Raw genomic sequence first — 18,000 nt, forward strand, 5'->3', positions numbered from 1 at the left:
GCGGGTAATACTGGAAGACATGAGCTCTCCCTCCCCCACACCGCTGTTACGTTCCGACTCCGCCGGTGGAACTCCGCCCTGGCAGCGCACCGCCGCGGGCGCCAATCTGCTGGGCACAGACGGAGCACTGGGGGTGACCATCTTCGAGGAAATCACCGTCCTGTCCGGCCGGCACTCCGCCATCAACCTGGGCCAGGGATTCCCCGACGAGGACGGCCCGGCCGAGGTTCTGGAGGCCGCCCGCGCCGCCATTCTCGACGGCAAGAACCAGTACGCGCCGGGACAGGGACTGCCGGTGCTGCGCAACGCCGTCGCCGCCCATCAGGAGCGCTTCTACGGGCTGCATCTGGACCCGGACACCCAGATCATCGTCACCACCGGCGCCACCGAAGCCATTGCGGCCACGCTGCTGGCGCTCACCGGTCCCGGCGACGAGGTGCTGACCTTCGAGCCGTTCTACGACTCCTACGGCGCGGTGATCGGGCTCAGCGGAGCCACCCACACCACCGCCGCGCTGCTGGCCCCGGACTTCCAGCCGGATCTCGCCACGCTGGAGGAGTCCTTTTCCGAGCGCACCCGGGTGGTGCTGGTCAACAACCCGCACAATCCCACCGGCGCCGTGTTCCCGGCCGCAACGCTGCAGCGGATCGTGGAGCTGGCCGCCAAGTACAACGCGGTGATCGTGACCGACGAGGTCTACGAACACCTCACCTTCGGCCCGCGGCACGTTCCCGTGGCCACCCTCCCCGGAGCCGCGGAGCGCACCCTGACGATTTCCTCGGCGGGCAAGACATTCTCCTTCACCGGCTGGAAAATCGGCTGGCTCTCCGGGCCCGCCGAGCTGGTCGCCGCGGTGCGGGCGGTGAAGTCCTTCCTCAGCTACAGCTCCGGCACCCCGTTCCAGGGCGCCATTGCCCTCGGGCTGGGGCTGGAGGATGCGTTCTTCACCGGCATCGCCGCAACCCTGCAGGCCAAGCGCGACGTCCTCAGCGCCGGGCTGCGCGCCGCCGGCCTGACCGTCTTTGAGCCGCAGGGCACCTACTTCGTGAACGCCGACGTCGCACCCCTGGGCATCACCGACGCCACCGCGCTGGCCCGCCGGCTGCCCGAACTGGTGGGGGTGGGCGCCATCCCCGTGGCGATGTTCTGCCACGAGGACGGCGCCCGCCGGACCCGGACCCTGCTCCGCTTTGCCTTCTGCAAGAAAACCGAAGTGCTGCAGGAAGCGGCCGAACGCATTTCCAAGCTGGGACAGGTGCTCTGATGGCCGGGAAGACGACGAGCAACCGATCGAACAACAGCGGCCGCACACCCTCGAGGCTGCTGCGCGGCATCGGCGCCCATGCCACCATCACCGGGGACGGCTTCAGCCCCGGTGCCTGGGTGCTGAGCATCGGAGGGGCCGAGCAGTCGCACGTGAACCTGGCGCATCCGGAGGAGATCTTCTACGAGTATCTGCGCCGGATCGGCAACGTGCTGGACCTGGCCGCGCCCGCGGGGCAGCCGCTGCGGGCCCTGCATCTGGGCGCCGGCGCGCTGACCCTCACCCGGTATCTGCAGGCCACCCGGCCCGGCTCCGAGCAGCACGCCGTGGAACTGGAGCGGGAACTGTTGGACTTTGTCCTGGCGCATCTGCCGCTGCCCGAGGGCACCGTGCTGGAGACGGTCATTGGTGATGCCCGCGAGGCGCTCTCGCGCTATGAACCCGGCTCCTTCGACGCCATTGTGCTCGATGTCTTCGCCGGCGCCGATGCTCCGGAGCACCTGACCACGCCGGAGTTCTACGCCGAGGCCGCGGCCCTGCTCTCCCCCGCCGGAGTGCTGCTGGTGAATGTGGGCGACGACCCCGGGCTGGCGTTCTGCCGGGGGCAGGTCCGCGCCGTGCGGGAAGGGCTGGCCGGAATTCCCGGCGCGGGTTTCGCGGCGCTGGGGCCGAAGTCCATGTTCACCGGCCGCTATCCGGGCAACATTGTGCTCGCCGCGACAGCCTTCCCCTGGCCCGAGGAGTGGACGGCCCAGCTGCTGGCGGCTGGTCCGCATCCGGCGGACGTCCTGACCGGTGAGCGGCTGGATGTCTTCGCTTCGGGCCGCTAGCCGGACTTCGACGCCGCGGGCCGTCGCCAGCGGGCGCTAGGAGCCTGCGGCGGCTTCGTCGTCGTCGGCCTGCGCCGGCTCGGCGAACCAGAGCGTGGTCTCGCCGTACTTGCGTTCGCTGAAGCGTTCCATTCCAGCCGGCCACACCGGCTCCGGTGAACGGGTGGAGCGTTCCAGCACGACGACGGCGCCCTCGGCCAGGTGCCGCGGCAGTGCCCGGAGCACCGCGGCGAGGTCTTCCTCGTCCTGGTCGTAGGGCGGATCCAGGAACACCAGGTCCCAGGTGACGTCGGCGGGGACGCGCAGCAGGTAAGTGTCGGCCTTGGCGCGGTGCACGTTGACGACGCTGCGGCCGGCGGCGTCGTTGATCAGTTTGGCGTTCTGCTTGCAGGTGCCGGCGGCCTTGTCGGCCAGCTCCACCAGGTCCACGGAGACCGCGCCGCGGCTGGCGCTTTCCACGCCGAGGGCGCCGGATCCGGCAAACAGGTCCAGCACGCGGGCGCCGGCCAGGATGTCGTAGGACTCGAGCCGGGAGAACAATGCTTCCTTCACCCGGTCCGTGGTGGGGCGGGTTCCTGTTCCGGGAACGCTGGTCAGGGAGGTTCCGCCGGCGGTTCCGGCAATGATGCGGCTCATGGGTTTTACTTTATCGGGCTTTGGCCGGTCCTCCGGCCTGAAAGTCAGTTGACCAGGGCAGCACGCTCCGGGGCGGCACTCATCAGGTCCAGTTCCTCCTGCCTGCCTGCCACTGCGACTCAGATCATAATCGCTGCTGTCACTTCCAGCGGCTTGCCGCCTTGGCAGAGAATGCAAGGTAATGTGGCAGGCTCCACGATGGAAGAGTCAGCGACAAATCTTAGCAAGAAAAAGGGAGTTTTCGTATAAATTCCTGCCACAGCTAGAATTTGAACCATGCAGATACCCATGCCAAAACTGAGGCCCTTACTCGTTCATAACCGCATATTCTTCTTGGGTCCTGGCGTCAACTCAATAGCAGAAAGCGGTATTAGCTACGCGGATGGCATGCAGGTTCAATTCTCCCCTGATCTTCAAATTGAGCCCTACACAACATACTGGGCAGGCAGTGGACGCAGTCTTGTGTCGATGGGCTCTTTTTCTTACACGCTTTCGACACTGCCGTCTTCCGTAAGCGTAGGAAGATACTCATCCATCGCATTGGGCCTGCGAGTAATGGGTGCCAAGCACCCACTTGAGTGGGCCTCCACTAGCCCGGTCTTCTATAACCGACAGTTGATGATGAGAACATACGAAGGCGATCTGGCGGAGCAGCCCAGATATCAGAAGTTTGAATATCAAGCTGGAAATATAACAATCGGTAACGATGTCTGGATTGGCGAGAATGTCACCCTAGGACACGGTGTTTCAGTAGGGGATGGAGCAGTTATCGCAAGTAATGCCGTAGTGACAAAGGATGTCGCCCCATACACTGTCGTTGGCGGCGTTCCGGCCAAAGTTATACGTTCCCGTTTTGATGACGAAACAGTGCGCCTCTTACTCGAAGCACAATGGTGGAGATACTCACCGAGCAGTCTTAGGGATGTGGATGTCCGCCATCCGCATGAATTCGCTGCCAACGTCATTGAATTGGCCAAGACTGGTGACATCGAGGAATACTCACCGTCGTTCCTAGACGGGAGAGAACTAGAAGAGGCTGCAAGAAGCTGAAGTGCAAGCTTGGCCGTCACTTTTGACGCACAATCCGCAGGGTCACACCCGCAGAGACGCAGAGATACGTGCCGGGTCAGCCGCGCTCCAGGAAGGCTTCCTTCTCCGGATTCAGGTAGTCCTCGATGGCCTCGTTCAGCGCCGGATTCTCCGTCAGGTCCGGATCCTCCTCGACCAGGGCCGTGGCATCGGCGCGGGCCTTTTCGATCAGGGGTTCATCCTGGATGGCCCGCAGCAGCTTCAGCGTGGACTGGCCGCCGGACTGCGAGGCGCCCAGGATGTCCCCCTCGCGGCGCAGCTCCAGGTCCTTGCGGGACAGCTCAAAGCCGTCGGTGGTGGCAGCCACTGCCTCCAGCCGTTCCCGGCTGGGATGTCCGGGTTCCAGCCGGGTGACCAGCAGGCAGGTGCCCGGCAGCCCGCCGCGGCCGACGCGGCCGCGCAGCTGGTGCAGCTGGGAGATCCCGAACCGGTCGGCGTCCATAATCACCATCATTGACGCGTTGTGCACGTCCACGCCCACTTCGATGACGGTGGTGGAGATCAGGAGGTCGATGTCGCCGCGGTTGAAGGCGGCCATGGTTTCGGTTTTCTCCGCCGGTTCCAGCCGCCCGTGCAGGATGCCGATCCGCACGCCGGCGAGCGCCGGCACCTCGGAGAGCTGCTGGAACATTTCGGCGACGGAGGAGAGGCTCAGCTTGTCGGCCTTGCTGCCGGGAGCGGTCTCGTCGTAGAAAAGATCGGAGCCCGGCTCCCCCTCCTTGTCGCCGATCTTGGGGCAGACCACATACACCTGCCGTCCGGCGTCAATCTCCTCGCGGGCACGTTCCCAGATGCGGCGGGCCCAGGCCGGGTTTTCCGCCAGCGGCGCCATGAAGGTGGAGATCGGCGCCCGGCCGGCCGGCAGTTCGGAGAGGGTGGAGACGTTGAGGTCACCGAACACGGTCATGGCCACGGTGCGCGGAATGGGAGTGGCGGTCATGACCAGCAGGTGCGGAGTGCTGCGCCCCTTGGTGCGCAGGATGTCGCGCTGTTCGACGCCGAAACGGTGCTGCTCGTCGACGACGACAAGGCCCAGATCGGCGAACTGCACGTGTTCGGAGAGCAGGGCGTGTGTGCCCACCACGATGCCGGCGGCACCGCTGGCGGCATCCAGCAGGGCGGCACGGCGCTGCGCGGTGTTCATGGAGCCGGTCAGCAGCGTGACCTGGGTGGCGTCCTCGTCGCTGCCCAGCCGTCCGCCCTGGCCCAGCGGACCCAGGGTCCTCGTGATGGACTCGTAGTGCTGGGCGGCGAGGACCTCGGTGGGGGCCAGCAGCGCCGCCTGTCCCCCGGCGTCGATCACCTGGAGCATGGCGCGCAGCGCGACCAGGGTTTTGCCGGAGCCCACCTCGCCCTGCAGCAGCCGGTTCATGGGGTGCGGGCGGGCGAGGTCCGCTGCCAGCTCCCGGCCGACCTCGGCCTGGCCGTTGGTGAGCGTGAACGGCAGGGCGGCATCAAAGCGGTCCAGCAGACCCCCGGTCCGCGGCGGACGGGCGGTGGCGTCCTCCTGCGCGGCGATGCTCCGCCGCCGCGCCAGGGCGGTTTGCAGCACCAGGGCCTCCTGGTAGCGGAACCGGTGCCGGGCCTTGTACGCCTCACCGACTTCCGCCGGCCGGTGGATTTTCTCGTAGGCCTCAACCAGGCCCAGCAGGTGCTCGCGCTGCCGGATGGACTCCGGGATGGGGTCGTGCAGCTCTTCGGTCTGCAGGGTGAGCAGCAGGGCGTCGACTGCCTTTTTGATGTCCCAGCTGTTGAGCTTGGTGGCGGCCGGATAGAGAGGGATGGGCCGCTTGGCCTCTTCCTCGTCGTCGGCTTCCTCGTTGAGCACCACATAGTTGGGGTTGGTCAGCGTCAGCTGCTTTTTGTAGACGCCCACCTTGCCGGAGAACATGGCGCGGGTGCCGACCGTGAGATCCTTCTGCGCGGTCCAGCCGTTGAAGAAGGTCAGGTGCAGCAGGCCGAGGGCACCGCTGGCGTCATCGGTGACAGTCACCTCCAGGAGCGTGCCCTTGCGGGTCTGCATGCGCCGGGCGTTGGCGCTCTGCACCCGGGCGATCAGCGTGACGTCCTCGTCGAAGGGGATTTCCGCGATCGGGGTCAGCTCCCCGCGCTCCATGTAGCGGCGCGGAAAGTGGTGGAGCAGGTCGCCGACGGTCGTCAGGCCCAGATGCTTCTCCAGCTTGGTGGCGGAGGGCTTGCCGATGCGCCGCTCGAGCGGGAAGTCCAGTTCCGGGGGAACGTTAGACCTCATGGGCCTCGTGGATTCCGCTGCCCTCGGGAATTTCATTGGTTTCGTGGCCATCGGCGGAAAGCTCGGTGATGGTCAGGTTCATGGGCTCGCCCACGGTACGGAGCAGATCGATGGCGATTCCGGCGTCGGGCGTGTGGACGTGCACGCGCCAGCGGTAGCCCTCCCCCACGGCGTTCACGGCGCTCATGATCACCGAGTCCCCCAGCTCATCCAGCTGCAGACGCAGGGTCGCGGCGTCCAGCGGGCTGAGGTTGATGGTGCACATCACTTCCACGCCCTCCATCCGCGGCATGTCGCCGTGAATGTGCGGAGCCTGCACGTCGTACCCGTGCAGGCCGTCAAGCAGTTCCTCCTGCAGTTCCTCGCCCAGCGCGGCAGCGCGCAGGGCGTCCAGGACAAGCAGGAACCCGACGCCGCCGGCGTCGACTACTTTGGCCTGGGTCAGGGCGTCCAGCTGCAGTTCGGTGTGCACGACGGCGGCCAGGGCGGCATTCGTGACCGCGCGCAGGGTGGCGGCCAGCCCGGCGTTGCTGTCGTCGCCGGTCTGGGCGGCTTCGGTGTCCCGGGCAGCGTTGGCGGCCTCCTCCAGCACCGAGAGCATGGTGCCGGGAACGGGATCGCTGAGCACGGACCAGGACCGCAGCTGCGCGCGGTGCAGTGCGGAGGCCAGCAGCGGCGCCGAGAGGCGGGTGGTGCCCTGCAGGGGCTCGGCCATGGCGGTCAGGAAGACGGAGAGCAGAGTGCCGGAATTGCCCTTGGCGTCCTCCATGGCGGCCCGGCCGGCAATACCCAGCAGTTCGCCGATGTCAGTGGTCTCGGCGTCGGCGATGGCGCGCGAGGCGGAGCGGAGGGTGAGGTAGAGATTGGTGCCGGTGTCGCCGTCGGCCACCGGAAAGATATTGATCGCATTAAGCCGGTCACTGTGGTTACCCAGAGACACTTCGGCTTTGCTCAACCATCGCTTCAGCGCCTGTGCGTTCGCGGTGATTTTGGTCTGCAAAGTGAACCCGTTTCCGTGCTGTCGCTGATATTCCGGCCCCCGGACACATTCAGTCCCCCGAGTGCTCCGGGCCGGTTTGGACAGTAGGAAGCCTACCGCAGCCGCCTTGGCGGTGCCGATAACGATTTGCACAAATGTGGGAAAGTTGAAGGATGGCCAAGAGACGGTACCCCGACATTGCAGCGGCACGGCACATGGGCACCGTTCGCATGACGGACGAAGCACGTTCCCCGGAAACGTCCCCGGTGACATCCCCTGGTACTCCCGCTGTGACCTCCCCCGTGAGCCCCGAGCCCAGCACCCCTTCGGCTGCTCCCGCAGCGGCCCCCCGGCCTGTCAGGTCCACGCGTTACCGGAGGCAGCGGGCCGCGGCGATAGCCGTAATGGCGCTCGTCGTCGTTGCCGTTCCCACCCTCGCCGTCCTGCTCTTCTTATTCGGATAACGGCCCCGGAGACCGCATAACTTATTCGGCCCGAATCTGGCTCGAAAACTGCTAGAAACAGCTAATCCGCTACGCTAAGGGATTACACTTCACTGTTTGCCTGTTGGGGGTTGTATTTTGCCGGTAGTCATGCCCATATACGGGACACGTCCCGAGGCCATCAAAATGGCGCCCATTGTGGCCGCGCTTCGGAAATCTGAAGTGCTCGACTGCTTCGTCACTGTCACCGGCCAGCACCGCTCCATGCTGGACCAGGTCAACAACCTCTTTGGCATTGAACCGGACTACGACCTCAACATCTTTGAGCCCGGCCAGACCCTCAACGGCATCCTCGCCCGGACCATCGACGGCCTGGACAAGCTCTTCAACGTAAACCGGCCCGACGCCGTCATCGTCCAGGGCGACACCACCACCTCCACCGCAGCAGCCATGGCCGCCTTTTATCACGGGATCCCGGTGGTCCACGTCGAAGCCGGCCTGCGCAGCGGCAATCCCTTCTCGCCCTTCCCGGAGGAAGGCAACCGCAAAATCACCTCGCAGATCGCGTCACTGCATTTGGCCCCCACCGAAGGCAGCCGGCAGAATCTGCTGGCGGAAAACATCAATCCGGCGAACATCGTGGTCACCGGCAACACGGTCATTGACGCGCTGCTCGCGACGGTGGAAAAGAATGTTCCGTTTGTGGATCCGGAGTTGGAAAACCTCGCGTCGTCCGGCCGGAAGGTCCTGCTGGTCACGACCCACCGCAGGGAGAACCAGGGCGAAGGCATGCAGGGAATCGGCCGCGCGCTGGGCCGCATTGCCCGCGCCGAACCGAACCTGACCATCGTGCTGCCGATCCATGCCAATCCGGTGGTCCGTGAAGCGGTCCTGCCCCACCTGGACGGTCTGGACAACGTGCTGGTCACCGAACCGCTGGAGTACGGCGAGTTCACCCGGCTGCTTTCCCTGGCGCACATCATCCTGACCGATTCCGGCGGAGTTCAGGAAGAAGCCCCCAGCCTGGGCGTGCCCGTCCTTGTCCTTCGGGAGAACACAGAGCGCCCGGAAGCCGTGGAGGCCGGCGTGGTGAAGCTTATCGGCACTGATGAGGACCGCATTGTTTCCGAAGTGGACCGCCTGCTGCACGACCGGGTGTACTTCAACTCCATGGCCGAGGCAATGAATCCCTATGGGGATGGGACCGCTGCTGCGCGGAGCATGGTTGCCCTCGAGAACCTACTGGACAAAAAAGTCCACTGACAGTGGGATATGTGCAAATCGCTCATACTGTGATAAGAAAAATCCCTAACAAGACTAACTTCGAGAATGGGCTGCTGACATTAGCTCGTTCCAGCTTTCTATGAGTTGATCTTCAGATAAACGATCCGAAATTTCCCGCGCGGCGGCAGACATTCGCTGACGTCTTTGTGGATCTTGCAAAAGGCTAATAAGCGACTCTGCCAACCCTGATATATCACCCGCCTCTACAAGAAGGCCGTCACGTTCGTGCGTGATCAGATCATTCGGGCCATATCTGAAGTTCCATGAAACCGGTACACAGCCGGCAGTCATGCTCTCGGCAAGAGACAGACAGAAACCTTCATAGGATGAGGCGACAACGGAGATAGCAGCGCGACTGAACTCGCTAAAGGCATCCGCCGTGAAACCGCGAAAATGGATCGAGTCCGAAAGCCCCAAGGATTTGGCCAAATCACGAAGCCGACTCTCTTCCGGTCCCCTCCCGAAAAGACTCAGCGTTGCTTGGGGATGACACTTCACAACATGCGCAAAGGCTTTAAACACATGGGCATGCCCCTTAATCGCGTCGAAACGTCCAACCATGACAATCCGGTTTGGGTCTCGTTCAAGCTGACGATCGATCGCGATTCTCGGCATATGGTGTGGAATGACGTGAAGAATATCGGAGCACCCAAACTCATCCACTATATCTTTCCGTTGCTCCTCCGTCAGCAACACGAGCGCCTTATACTCCTTAAGGTGCTTGAAAAAGTCCCTTTGCTCCGGTCGAAGCGGAGCTGAAACGCCGTAAGGCGCAGTGTGGTGGTTGTTGTGAAACGTATAGATAACCGCTGCAGCGTTGCGCTTTTCCAACTCCTGAAGAGACGCCCGGTGGAATCCATACTCCGAAATCACTGTCGGTCCCACGACACCCTTGAAAACAATCTCATGAAACCAGTAGTCTATTAGCGAAGAAAGCGCTGAAAAGTTTCTAATGCCCTTCGACGTATGCATCGCGATATTCGTGATAGCGCCAGTTTCTGGAGACTTACTTTCTTGCAAATAGATGTTTCCAGAATGGTCAAGGTACTCGATAAGGTGTGGCTTATTCTCAGGAGTCATTCTCTCGACCTTGCAGGCCCTCCCACCGGAGTCATACCAGGTACGCTTTGTTCGCTTACCACTGCGGAGGGTGTCTATTCCCGCAACCTTATCGTCCCGCATCCAAACGAAGTGCTTGTAGTCCCCATCCTGAGAGCCACGCCAAATATCCGACCGCTTTGGATCCTGGACATAACTCCATCCGTTCTGAGCCCTACCCAAAGGACTGGAATAGGGATGCTCTTCTCTCGCACCTTCGATCCCAGCGAGATCGTAATGCATGCTTCGCAGCTTTATCCTGCCGTCAGCTAAGGCGCCCTCTTCCTCCAACGTTTGGACACTGTCTTCAAAATTAGGGGAATGTTCACTGACCAAAATCTCGAAGCTATGCCCAGAATTTGCCAAAGCACGTGCTCGCCGAAGAACGCTCGTGGCCAGCCCGGTTGGACGTGCCGGGACTCCACCAAACATGACATTGTAGATATGCATACTGATCCTCTGCCGACTTTATTTGCGGATACCCTCACGCTACACGAACCAAACCGACCCAGAACCCAGCGCAGATTACTATTTGCCCCGTTCTCGGCGAAGCAGACTGTTCGAAAGAGTTGCAGCATGCCTCGCTGACTCAGGCCACACCCCACTGAACAACAATTAATGCTAACTGATTTTTTGGTAACCAAACCTCGATAACAATTTGCCAAAAAGACTTTTGCTAGATGAAGTCAAGGGCGTGGGAAGCTGGGTGCTTTGTTCATAAAAGCTCTCGGTTTCTTCGGTATAATTCCAAAATGCGGACTTTTTAACTGTGCTTGAGTCCGGTTTGTAAAACGGCTTAACCAGGGAGAGATGAGGACGTTCCCACGCAATGTCCCGGCGTACAACGCGTGCTGGAGCACCAACGGCTATGCAGTTATTTGGAACTTTGCCTTTAACAACGGAGCCAAGCCCGATAACGGATCCGTCCCGGATATCCGCACCACCGAGAATGGAGGAATTATTACCTACCCATACGTGCGAACCAATCGCAATATCTTCCGTGACGTTAATACGCTCCCCACTCGACACATCAAAGATCGGATGGGCGTCGTCGGCACGCACTTGTATTCCGCTAGCGAACATGACGTCGTCGCCTATGACTACTGACGAACCCTCTACAGATGAAATGTATACATTTCCGGTCATGGATACATTATTTCCAACAGTGATCGCTGCACCCTGGCCCACGCGAGAATGTATCTTTATTACCCCTCCACCTTTACTGCTTCCAATCGCAAAGTGACCGTTGTCGCAATCAAACTGAACATGAAGCAGTACTATTCTGGCGCTTGCTGACACAATTAGCTTGTTGTTCGAACCCCTGAAAACTATATTGATATTCTCGTCGACTACGCCGGTATAAGTAATCTCGTTGCCGCGGTCGTCTTTGTAAATTGCAAGTCGCATAACTGATTCCACCAGCACAGAATACCGGCCACACGACCGCAAGAGAAGCACATGTGCTTTCGTTACGGCGACATGAGAAACTACTTGTATGACTCAGCAAGTATTTATAGCAATGTTCGGCCCGCTGCCGGACCGCCCCACCGGCCTGGCTATGTCCGTTCTGCGACGTGCCCAAGCCTTTGCGGCTGAAGGTACGAAGACCACGATTCTCGTGGACCAGTTTGTCCCCGATATCGACCGGCATATAGCCGGGCTCCAAGATGCTGGGCAGTTGGCAGAAGGTATGATTGACGTTCGGTCGATGCACCTAGATTTTGCTGGCCGCAAACCCATGCCTTCCAGCACGGAATATGTTGCGCCAACCCATATCGGAGAATCTGGCTGGGTATACACACCAGATACGAAGCGCTGGGAAGTTTCCAGAGGGCGATACGAGGGCGACTACCGAGAATTTGTTTGGATGCGGACGTCGAAAACCGTGAGCTTCATCGACTACCTCACCGACAATGGTAAACAACGTCTACGCCGCACATGGTTTGACGAGGCCGGTCAAGCGTGCAAAGTCGAGCTAATGAACCACACCACTAACAGGCCCGAGGTCATAGATTACTGTCGCCCCGACGGATCTGTCTATCTGTCAGAGCCCCAAGAGACATCGCAGCGACACCTTACACTTCATGACGGGAGAGTGGTTCACTTCTCGTCCTACGATGAAATGTATGAGTATTGGCTGCGTAATTTTGTAATGCTCGATATCGGTAAGCCGACGATAATTTCCGAGTATGGGCGCCGGCGAAACGCGCTAGCTGCCGTTACCTCCGCCTTGGATGGAGTGCTGATTTTTACCTTCCACTCTTCACACTATGGCTCTCCGTATACTTATGGCAGTCCGACTCGGCCGGATCAGAGACATTTCTTAAGCTCGATCGAAGATCTTCCTGCATTGGTAGTGTTAACGGAGGAACAACGTCTCGATCTGCTTAAAGAGCACGGGCTGATCAACAATCTGCATGTAATACCCCACCATGTCCCCAAAGTTGAACGTTCTGTTGTGCGGGATCCAAACAAAATTGTCATGGTCGGCCGGTTCGATAAGAACAAGGGACACATAGACGCACTAAATGCGTTTTCGCGAATCCGGGAAAAGTGCCCATCCGCTTACTTCGAGATCTACGGACGCGGCCCCGATGAGCAACAGATCGTAGACTCTATCGAGCACCTTGGCCTACGGGACTCCGTCCGTATCATGGGATTTACTGATGATTCGGCCAAAATTTTTGCTGGTGCTGCTGTGTCCTTTGTGACTTCGAACCACGAAGGATTCTGTCTTTCGCTGATCGAGAGTATGGCACAAGGCTGCGTACCTATCAGTTATGGCTTCAAATATGGCCCTGCAGATATCATGCAGAACGGGAAAGATGGATTTATTGTAGCGCCAGGGAATATATCGGAACTAGCCGATTCAGCGATTCTACTACTCAGTGATCACGGATTGCGAAATAATATGAGCACCACCGCACGGCAAGTAACAGAGCGATTCACCGAGCAACGTCTCATCGATGATTGGAGAAGCTTGTTCAACATCATGGGCTCCGGTGTATTAGCGCTGGGCTAAACGCTTGAAGCACTCAACATCGGATGTTTGCCCCGCGGGTGAGGACAATATTATCTCCGTGCAGCACTAAAGAAGAAGGCTCTTAGGCTGAGACTGTTTATATCCTAAGAGCCTTCTCCGCTTACGGAAGCCAGGGATTCTAGCGCAAGACGCGGCTTCAAGGAGGGTATCTGGAACTACAAGACCCTATTTTGGGGTGGCACTCGAATGCGAGGGTCTGGCCCCGCTTGTCAGCACCAACACCAATGCCGGGCCACTAGCAACCACAGCGACCCTTTGACGGCATAACTCTGCCGTATACGGTCCCGATCATAAGGGGATGCCGCTTACCGAGCATGACACCCAGCCTCGAAGACGAACTCGGGCCCGGTTAGAGAGCAACCGCGGCGAACTTATCCAAAGCTTCTTTTTGGTACAACTCATAGTCAAGTTTTCGGTGAGGAATCTGGCCAGTGAAAAACTTCCGGAATCCATCGGCAAGACCTTCCTCACTGTTTTCCACGAGAAGGCCATAACCGTCTTCCAATACGCTCCTGGGACCGACCACGTCCGTGGAGATCACTGGACGGTCGAGAATTAGTGCCTCTAGGACTACGAGGCCTTGGCCTTCATAGTCAGACGAGAACACAAAGCAATCGGCGCTCTTGAGGATTGCGAAGGGATTCAGGCGCCGGCCCGCAAGCAGGACGCGTCCATCAAGTCCCAGCCTCGTAATGAGTTCCTGAAGTGAGCCAAGTAGCGGACCGTCACCCAAGATGACCAGCTTCGCTTGTGGCTGCTCAGCTGCCAAAGCGGAGAAAGCTGCTATAAGTTTCGCATGCCCCTTTTCGGGGGAAAGGCGCCCAAGGGTCACAAATAACGTGTCACCATTATTTAGCCACTCCGCAATATCTGCATCCAGGGGATCCTCTGCCAGCCGGAGCGTCTCCTGCGGATTTACGAGGTTATTACAGAAGGTGAAAGAATTAGGGTTCAGCTCAAACCGCTCCGCCAACTGACTCACGTTCTCTTCAGCAACACTCTCCGTTACGGAGATAAGGGAATCAAAACGTTTGTACAGCCGGAAATTTCCTTCCAGGTAAGGGAACCGATTCTGCCACTCTTTGTTCATGTCATTATGCAAATAGACGGATTTTTTCGCATCTTTGAGCGGAGCGTTGCCCAACAAAGCTGTCCAGAACCGAGCATAACCTTCGAAGCAGATAACAGAATCAAACGCAGATGCTCCAAACATGCGCCGAAATTCGCGCGCGAATGCACGGTCGATTATGGCCCACATTTCTTCAGAATCAACGGAGTACTGGCTGTTGAACTTGTCGACGACCCACCGTTCCTCTGGGGTGAGAACATGGCTTCCGACACGCGCGAGCACCCGAACGTGGTCTGGATTCTGGTCAAACTTTTCCAGCCGGGCAGGTTCTGAGGCCAGCGCTTCCGGATCCACGACGACGTAAACATTGTTCTCCCCGCTGTCGATGTGGGACACAAGGTTCAGGTAGGACGTGGTGATGCCATTGGGCAAAAAGGACCCCTGGAACAGCAAGATGTTCCGCTTCTCGTCCATTCCGTTGTGGACTTCGCAGGCAGCGTCACCGAAAAAGAAGAACTCAACAACCCGCGCTGCCGCGTGACCGTCATCGTGTGGGCAGAATTCCCTCTGGGCTGCTGCGTACTCCTGCCGGTGGTGGGCAGGAGTACCTGAGGGAACCAGGCTGTTTAGTTGTTCGACAACAGTATCTATGTCGTGGCAGACGCTCCCCGGCATAGACTCCAGATCGAAGTAGAGGCCTCGTTCCTCCTTATAACGGTCCAAATCGTAGGCGTAATAGATGATTGGCCGGCCGGTAGGGATGAAATCGAAGAAGATACTGGAGTAATCGGTAATTAGCACATCAACGATAGCAAGGAGGTCGTTCGTGTCGATTGCGGCAGGGACGGCATGCCTGTCTAACAGTTTCCCCTTTGCCTGGGAACTGGTCATTGCATGGCCACGGTAGAGCAAATGCCATTCCTCTGATCCCCCCATTGCCTCGACGTCAGCAATCAGTCTCTCGTTATCAAGACTTCTGTCCCCCAGGGTTCCGCGCCAGGTCGGTGCATATAGAACGACTTTCTTCCCAGCGGGTATTCCAAGTTTCTCCCGCAGGGCAGTCCTTTGAGCGTCTGAAGGCGTTAGTGTCGCGTCTACTCTGGGATAACCGGTAAGTGCAAGCTTCCCGCTGAAAATTCCAGCTACGTCGTATTTCTCAATCAGACAGTCCGCCGTAAACTGGTTGGGAGCTATAAGATGCGTTGCGTGAAGGAAATTCCTGGCAGCGTTTTTGTGCTCCAAAACGCCGCCCTTGATATCGCGGCCAAGTGTTTTGAGCGGGGTTCCGTGCCAAGTATTGAGGTATTGCTGCTCATCACGACGGATGAAGTAAGGAGGATAGGTGTTGTCATTTATCAGGTATCTTGCCGTTGCGAGGTATCGCAGATAAAGATCGCTGTCCCTCACCACAAAAACGAAATCAGCACGTCGGCGGAACTCCGCGGGGATGTTCTTCGGGTCGTTGACTACCCAGACGTGCGTAAAACCTGTAAAACGCTGGTCGGTAATGATGGATTTGCATAGCTGCAGCGGGCTACCCGCTATTGCAGATCCGTGGCCGCTTTCATATAAGACCGTGGAGCCCTGGATGGTCAGGGTTTCCATGTACTCCGTGTACACCATCGTCTGTTTTAAGTGCCGTTTTTTCATGTACTGAGTCGTGTCAACGGCATGAGGTCGCTTGAACTGCCGGATCTCCATGAACGCGGCAGAAGCCTCCCGGTATTTCCCTTCCAGCATCAAGGACCGGCCCAGTCTGAAGAACCGCTCAGGCTCATACGCCGTTGTGCGCTTGACCGCTTCGCCGTATGCGGTCGCAGCAATGGCAAAATAACCCAGCTGCTCTGCACGCACCCCGAGCTTGTAACAAAGGTCCGCCGACTGAGAAAGGAGCCCCACCTGCAAGTCGGCTTCCAAAACGTCTTCGAGGTAAGGGTTGCCGCTGGTAGAGGGCGTGGGCGAGACTCTGTCTTCCCGTGAGAGGTAGAAGGCCAGGCAGGCTTCCTCGTACCGGCCTTGAAGCTGCAATACGTATCCCAGCCGATATTTCCAGTAAAGACTGGCACTGGCGGAGCTCTCCAGTATCCGGGAGTAGGCGCGCTCGGCGTTCTTGAGATCTCCCAGACGCTCGTATGAAAGGCCAAGTCGCCAGGACATTCGTTCTTGGAAAGGGTCGAGCTCGAGTCCCTCCTGGAATACACGTGCTGCCGTGTCCCAGTCGTATATTTTCTGGAGGGCTAAGCCGAGGCGGTAGCGGATCTCCACGGATTCAGGGTTGGAGATCAAAGTTTTTGCGTAGCTGTCAGCCGCCAACTTCCACTGACCACGGGCCTGGAAATAAGCACCGATGCCAACTGTCGCAGCGCCGAGCTCTGTGTCTTTAGCGACGGCGAGCACATACGCTTCGTCAGCCTTGTCAGGACGTCCCGCTAGATGCCATGCCCAGCCCGCCTTGAAGGGGAGGACCCCGCTCTTCGGGCTAAGAGCGGAAGCCTTGGCGTAAGTGACTGCTGCCGATTCAAACTTTCCCATTTTAAAGTAGGCGTCAGCGAGCCTTTCCAGCCAGCGACAGTCTCCCGAGTGAGTTGCTAGCCCATCCTCCAGAGTGCTCATCATCTGCCAGGTTGCCGCCTTGTTCTTGACCACTACGTCAAGACGTAATTGTGCAATGGCTGCCTCGCATGCCTCCACTCGCCGCACCCACGCTGTTTGCTCCGGGCTCAGATCAAGCGCTTTTCGGTAGTAGTGCAAAGCATCGCCGAAGGACTTTTGACGCTCCAGTACGAAGCCAAGACGATAATTCCATGCTGCGTTGTTCGGTTGAAGCTCTACCGCCCGCCTGAGAACTGGCAGCGCCTCATTCAGACGATCTAGGCGAAAATAACCATGCCCAAGTCGAAAGACTACTTTGGCATTCGACTCTTCGCCCCTGCGCATAAGACGTTCGTACACAGCTACTGCTGCGGCCCACTCGTCCTTGCTTTCGAGCTTCCGAGCATGCGCGTAAGCCGCCTGCCATCCCAGCATTATTCCCCTATCGAAAATTACGAACCGAATGACTTAGGGCATAGCCAGTTATGCCCTACTGGATTACTTTGAAGGAGGTGCAGCGACCAGTATTTGCTCATTGGCACGCACCAAATCCTCCGCGAAATCCACTTCCACAGCGTAATAAGCACTGATGTCAACAGGTGCGTAACGCGACCCGTTGAGGGAGATAGCTGCCTCTATGCCACCCTCGAAGTACTCCTGGTCATCGACTTCAGTTAGACGTGCGATAAGAACGTCCTTATCGGCAGACGACACGTAGTTAATCCCAATTGCTTCCCCCAGGGCATTCTGGGTTTTCTTAGACAGGTTGTTTATGAATCCGTCTTCGCCAACAGTATATTTAACTTCCTCATCGGACACGGAGGAAGTATCCACAGCGATGAAGGACTTATCCGCTTTGATCGAGTCACGGAGGTATTCCAGCATCTCGGGGTCAAAAACAACATCGCCGTTCATCCACAGCACGCCGCCGTCGTGAGAGTTTTTCAACGCTTTCAGCAAACTCTTCGAAGTATTTGTCTGATCAAAAGCTTCATTGTAAACAAACGAAGCATCCGGCATATGCTCCATGATTTGCTCGAGCTTATAGCCGACCACAATAGTCAACCGCAACTCTTCCCCGAAGGCGGCCTTGAGGTTATCCACTTGCTGAGTCATGATGGTTCGTCCATCATCCAGGGGTGTGAGTGGCTTTGGGTGCGGTCGCGCCAACCTAGTACCCATGCCTGCTGCGAGAATCACGGTCTGTAAAGTCATTTTGTTCCTGTCGTCCAGGTAGTAAGGAGCGGGAACAAGCTGGAAGATGGGCATTAGATGCCATCTTGGTGCGCCAAGGCCAAATCATCAACATCGATATACCATGCTTACCCCCCAGCCAGCGTATCAACCATGATCGTTATAGAGAAATTCACGTTTTGTACATCTAGGGCTAATTTATTAGCGTACTGCGTGCTTCGTTTCAGT

12 protein-coding genes are annotated in these 18,000 nt (G+C 58.7%); 5 read left to right on the plus strand and 7 right to left on the minus strand.

Annotation, left to right across the window (positions count from 1 at the left end; translation table 11 throughout):
• The first annotated feature begins 19 nt into the window (after positions 1–19).
• Both QNO08_RS11715 and QNO08_RS11720 read left to right on the plus strand, forming a co-directional pair.
• On the plus strand, positions 20–1,264 hold the full coding sequence (locus QNO08_RS11715) for an aminotransferase class I/II-fold pyridoxal phosphate-dependent enzyme (RefSeq protein ID WP_229965328.1): 1,245 nt from the start codon (positions 20–22) through the stop codon (positions 1,262–1,264).
• Positions 1,264–2,094: a spermidine synthase gene (locus QNO08_RS11720; protein ID WP_229965327.1), complete on the plus strand. Its 831-nt coding sequence runs from the start codon at positions 1,264–1,266 to the stop codon at positions 2,092–2,094. Before QNO08_RS11715 ends, QNO08_RS11720 begins: the two co-directional genes overlap by 1 nt.
• A gap of 36 nt (positions 2,095–2,130) precedes the next feature.
• Here the strand turns inward: QNO08_RS11720 and rsmD are convergent, their stop codons facing one another.
• Positions 2,131–2,730 carry a 16S rRNA (guanine(966)-N(2))-methyltransferase RsmD gene (rsmD, locus tag QNO08_RS11725; RefSeq protein ID WP_229965326.1) on the minus strand — a complete coding sequence of 200 codons (600 nt, stop codon included), beginning with the start codon at positions 2,728–2,730 and terminating at the stop codon, positions 2,131–2,133.
• A gap of 288 nt (positions 2,731–3,018) precedes the next feature.
• On the opposite strand from rsmD, the gene QNO08_RS11730 reads away from it, so the two are divergent.
• Entirely contained in the window at positions 3,019–3,780 is a 762-nt protein-coding gene (locus QNO08_RS11730) for a CatB-related O-acetyltransferase (protein WP_284155596.1), read from the plus strand.
• 76 nt (positions 3,781–3,856) lie between these two features.
• Here QNO08_RS11730 and recG read toward each other — a convergent pair whose 3' ends face one another.
• Both recG and QNO08_RS11740 read right to left on the minus strand, forming a co-directional pair.
• Positions 3,857–6,070 (minus strand): ATP-dependent DNA helicase RecG, encoded by a 2,214-nt coding sequence (gene recG, locus QNO08_RS11735; RefSeq protein ID WP_229965325.1) that lies wholly within the window; start codon positions 6,068–6,070, stop codon positions 3,857–3,859.
• Entirely contained in the window at positions 6,060–7,037 is a 978-nt protein-coding gene (locus QNO08_RS11740; protein WP_229965365.1) for a DAK2 domain-containing protein, read from the minus strand. Before QNO08_RS11740 ends, recG begins: the two co-directional genes overlap by 11 nt.
• A 593-nt stretch (positions 7,038–7,630) precedes the next feature.
• On the opposite strand from QNO08_RS11740, the gene wecB reads away from it, so the two are divergent.
• Entirely contained in the window at positions 7,631–8,755 is a 1,125-nt protein-coding gene (wecB, locus tag QNO08_RS11745; protein WP_229965324.1) for a non-hydrolyzing UDP-N-acetylglucosamine 2-epimerase, read from the plus strand.
• A gap of 54 nt (positions 8,756–8,809) precedes the next feature.
• Here the strand turns inward: wecB and QNO08_RS11750 are convergent, their stop codons facing one another.
• The gene (locus QNO08_RS11750) at positions 8,810–9,856 is read right to left on the minus strand and encodes a glycosyltransferase (protein WP_284155597.1); all 1,047 of its coding nucleotides are present in this window, start codon (positions 9,854–9,856) and stop codon (positions 8,810–8,812) included.
• Positions 9,857–10,495: 639 nt separating this feature from the next.
• Complete coding sequence (locus QNO08_RS11755; RefSeq protein WP_231712273.1) at positions 10,496–11,281, minus strand: acyltransferase; 786 nt, start codon at positions 11,279–11,281, stop codon at positions 10,496–10,498.
• 88 nt (positions 11,282–11,369) lie between these two features.
• On the opposite strand from QNO08_RS11755, the gene QNO08_RS11760 reads away from it, so the two are divergent.
• Positions 11,370–12,896: a glycosyltransferase gene (locus QNO08_RS11760; RefSeq protein ID WP_229965321.1), complete on the plus strand. Its 1,527-nt coding sequence runs from the start codon at positions 11,370–11,372 to the stop codon at positions 12,894–12,896.
• A gap of 370 nt (positions 12,897–13,266) precedes the next feature.
• Here QNO08_RS11760 and QNO08_RS11765 read toward each other — a convergent pair whose 3' ends face one another.
• On the minus strand, positions 13,267–17,013 hold the full coding sequence (locus QNO08_RS11765) for a CDP-glycerol glycerophosphotransferase family protein (protein ID WP_229965320.1): 3,747 nt from the start codon (positions 17,011–17,013) through the stop codon (positions 13,267–13,269).
• A 63-nt stretch (positions 17,014–17,076) separates the two neighbouring features.
• Positions 17,077–17,793, minus strand: coding sequence for a phosphocholine cytidylyltransferase family protein (locus tag QNO08_RS11770; RefSeq protein ID WP_229965319.1), 717 nt, complete (start codon positions 17,791–17,793; stop codon positions 17,077–17,079).
• Positions 17,794–18,000 lie beyond the last annotated feature (207 nt).

Source organism: Arthrobacter sp. zg-Y820 (genome assembly GCF_030142155.1).
Taxonomy (GTDB): Bacteria; Actinomycetota; Actinomycetes; order Actinomycetales; family Micrococcaceae; genus Arthrobacter_B.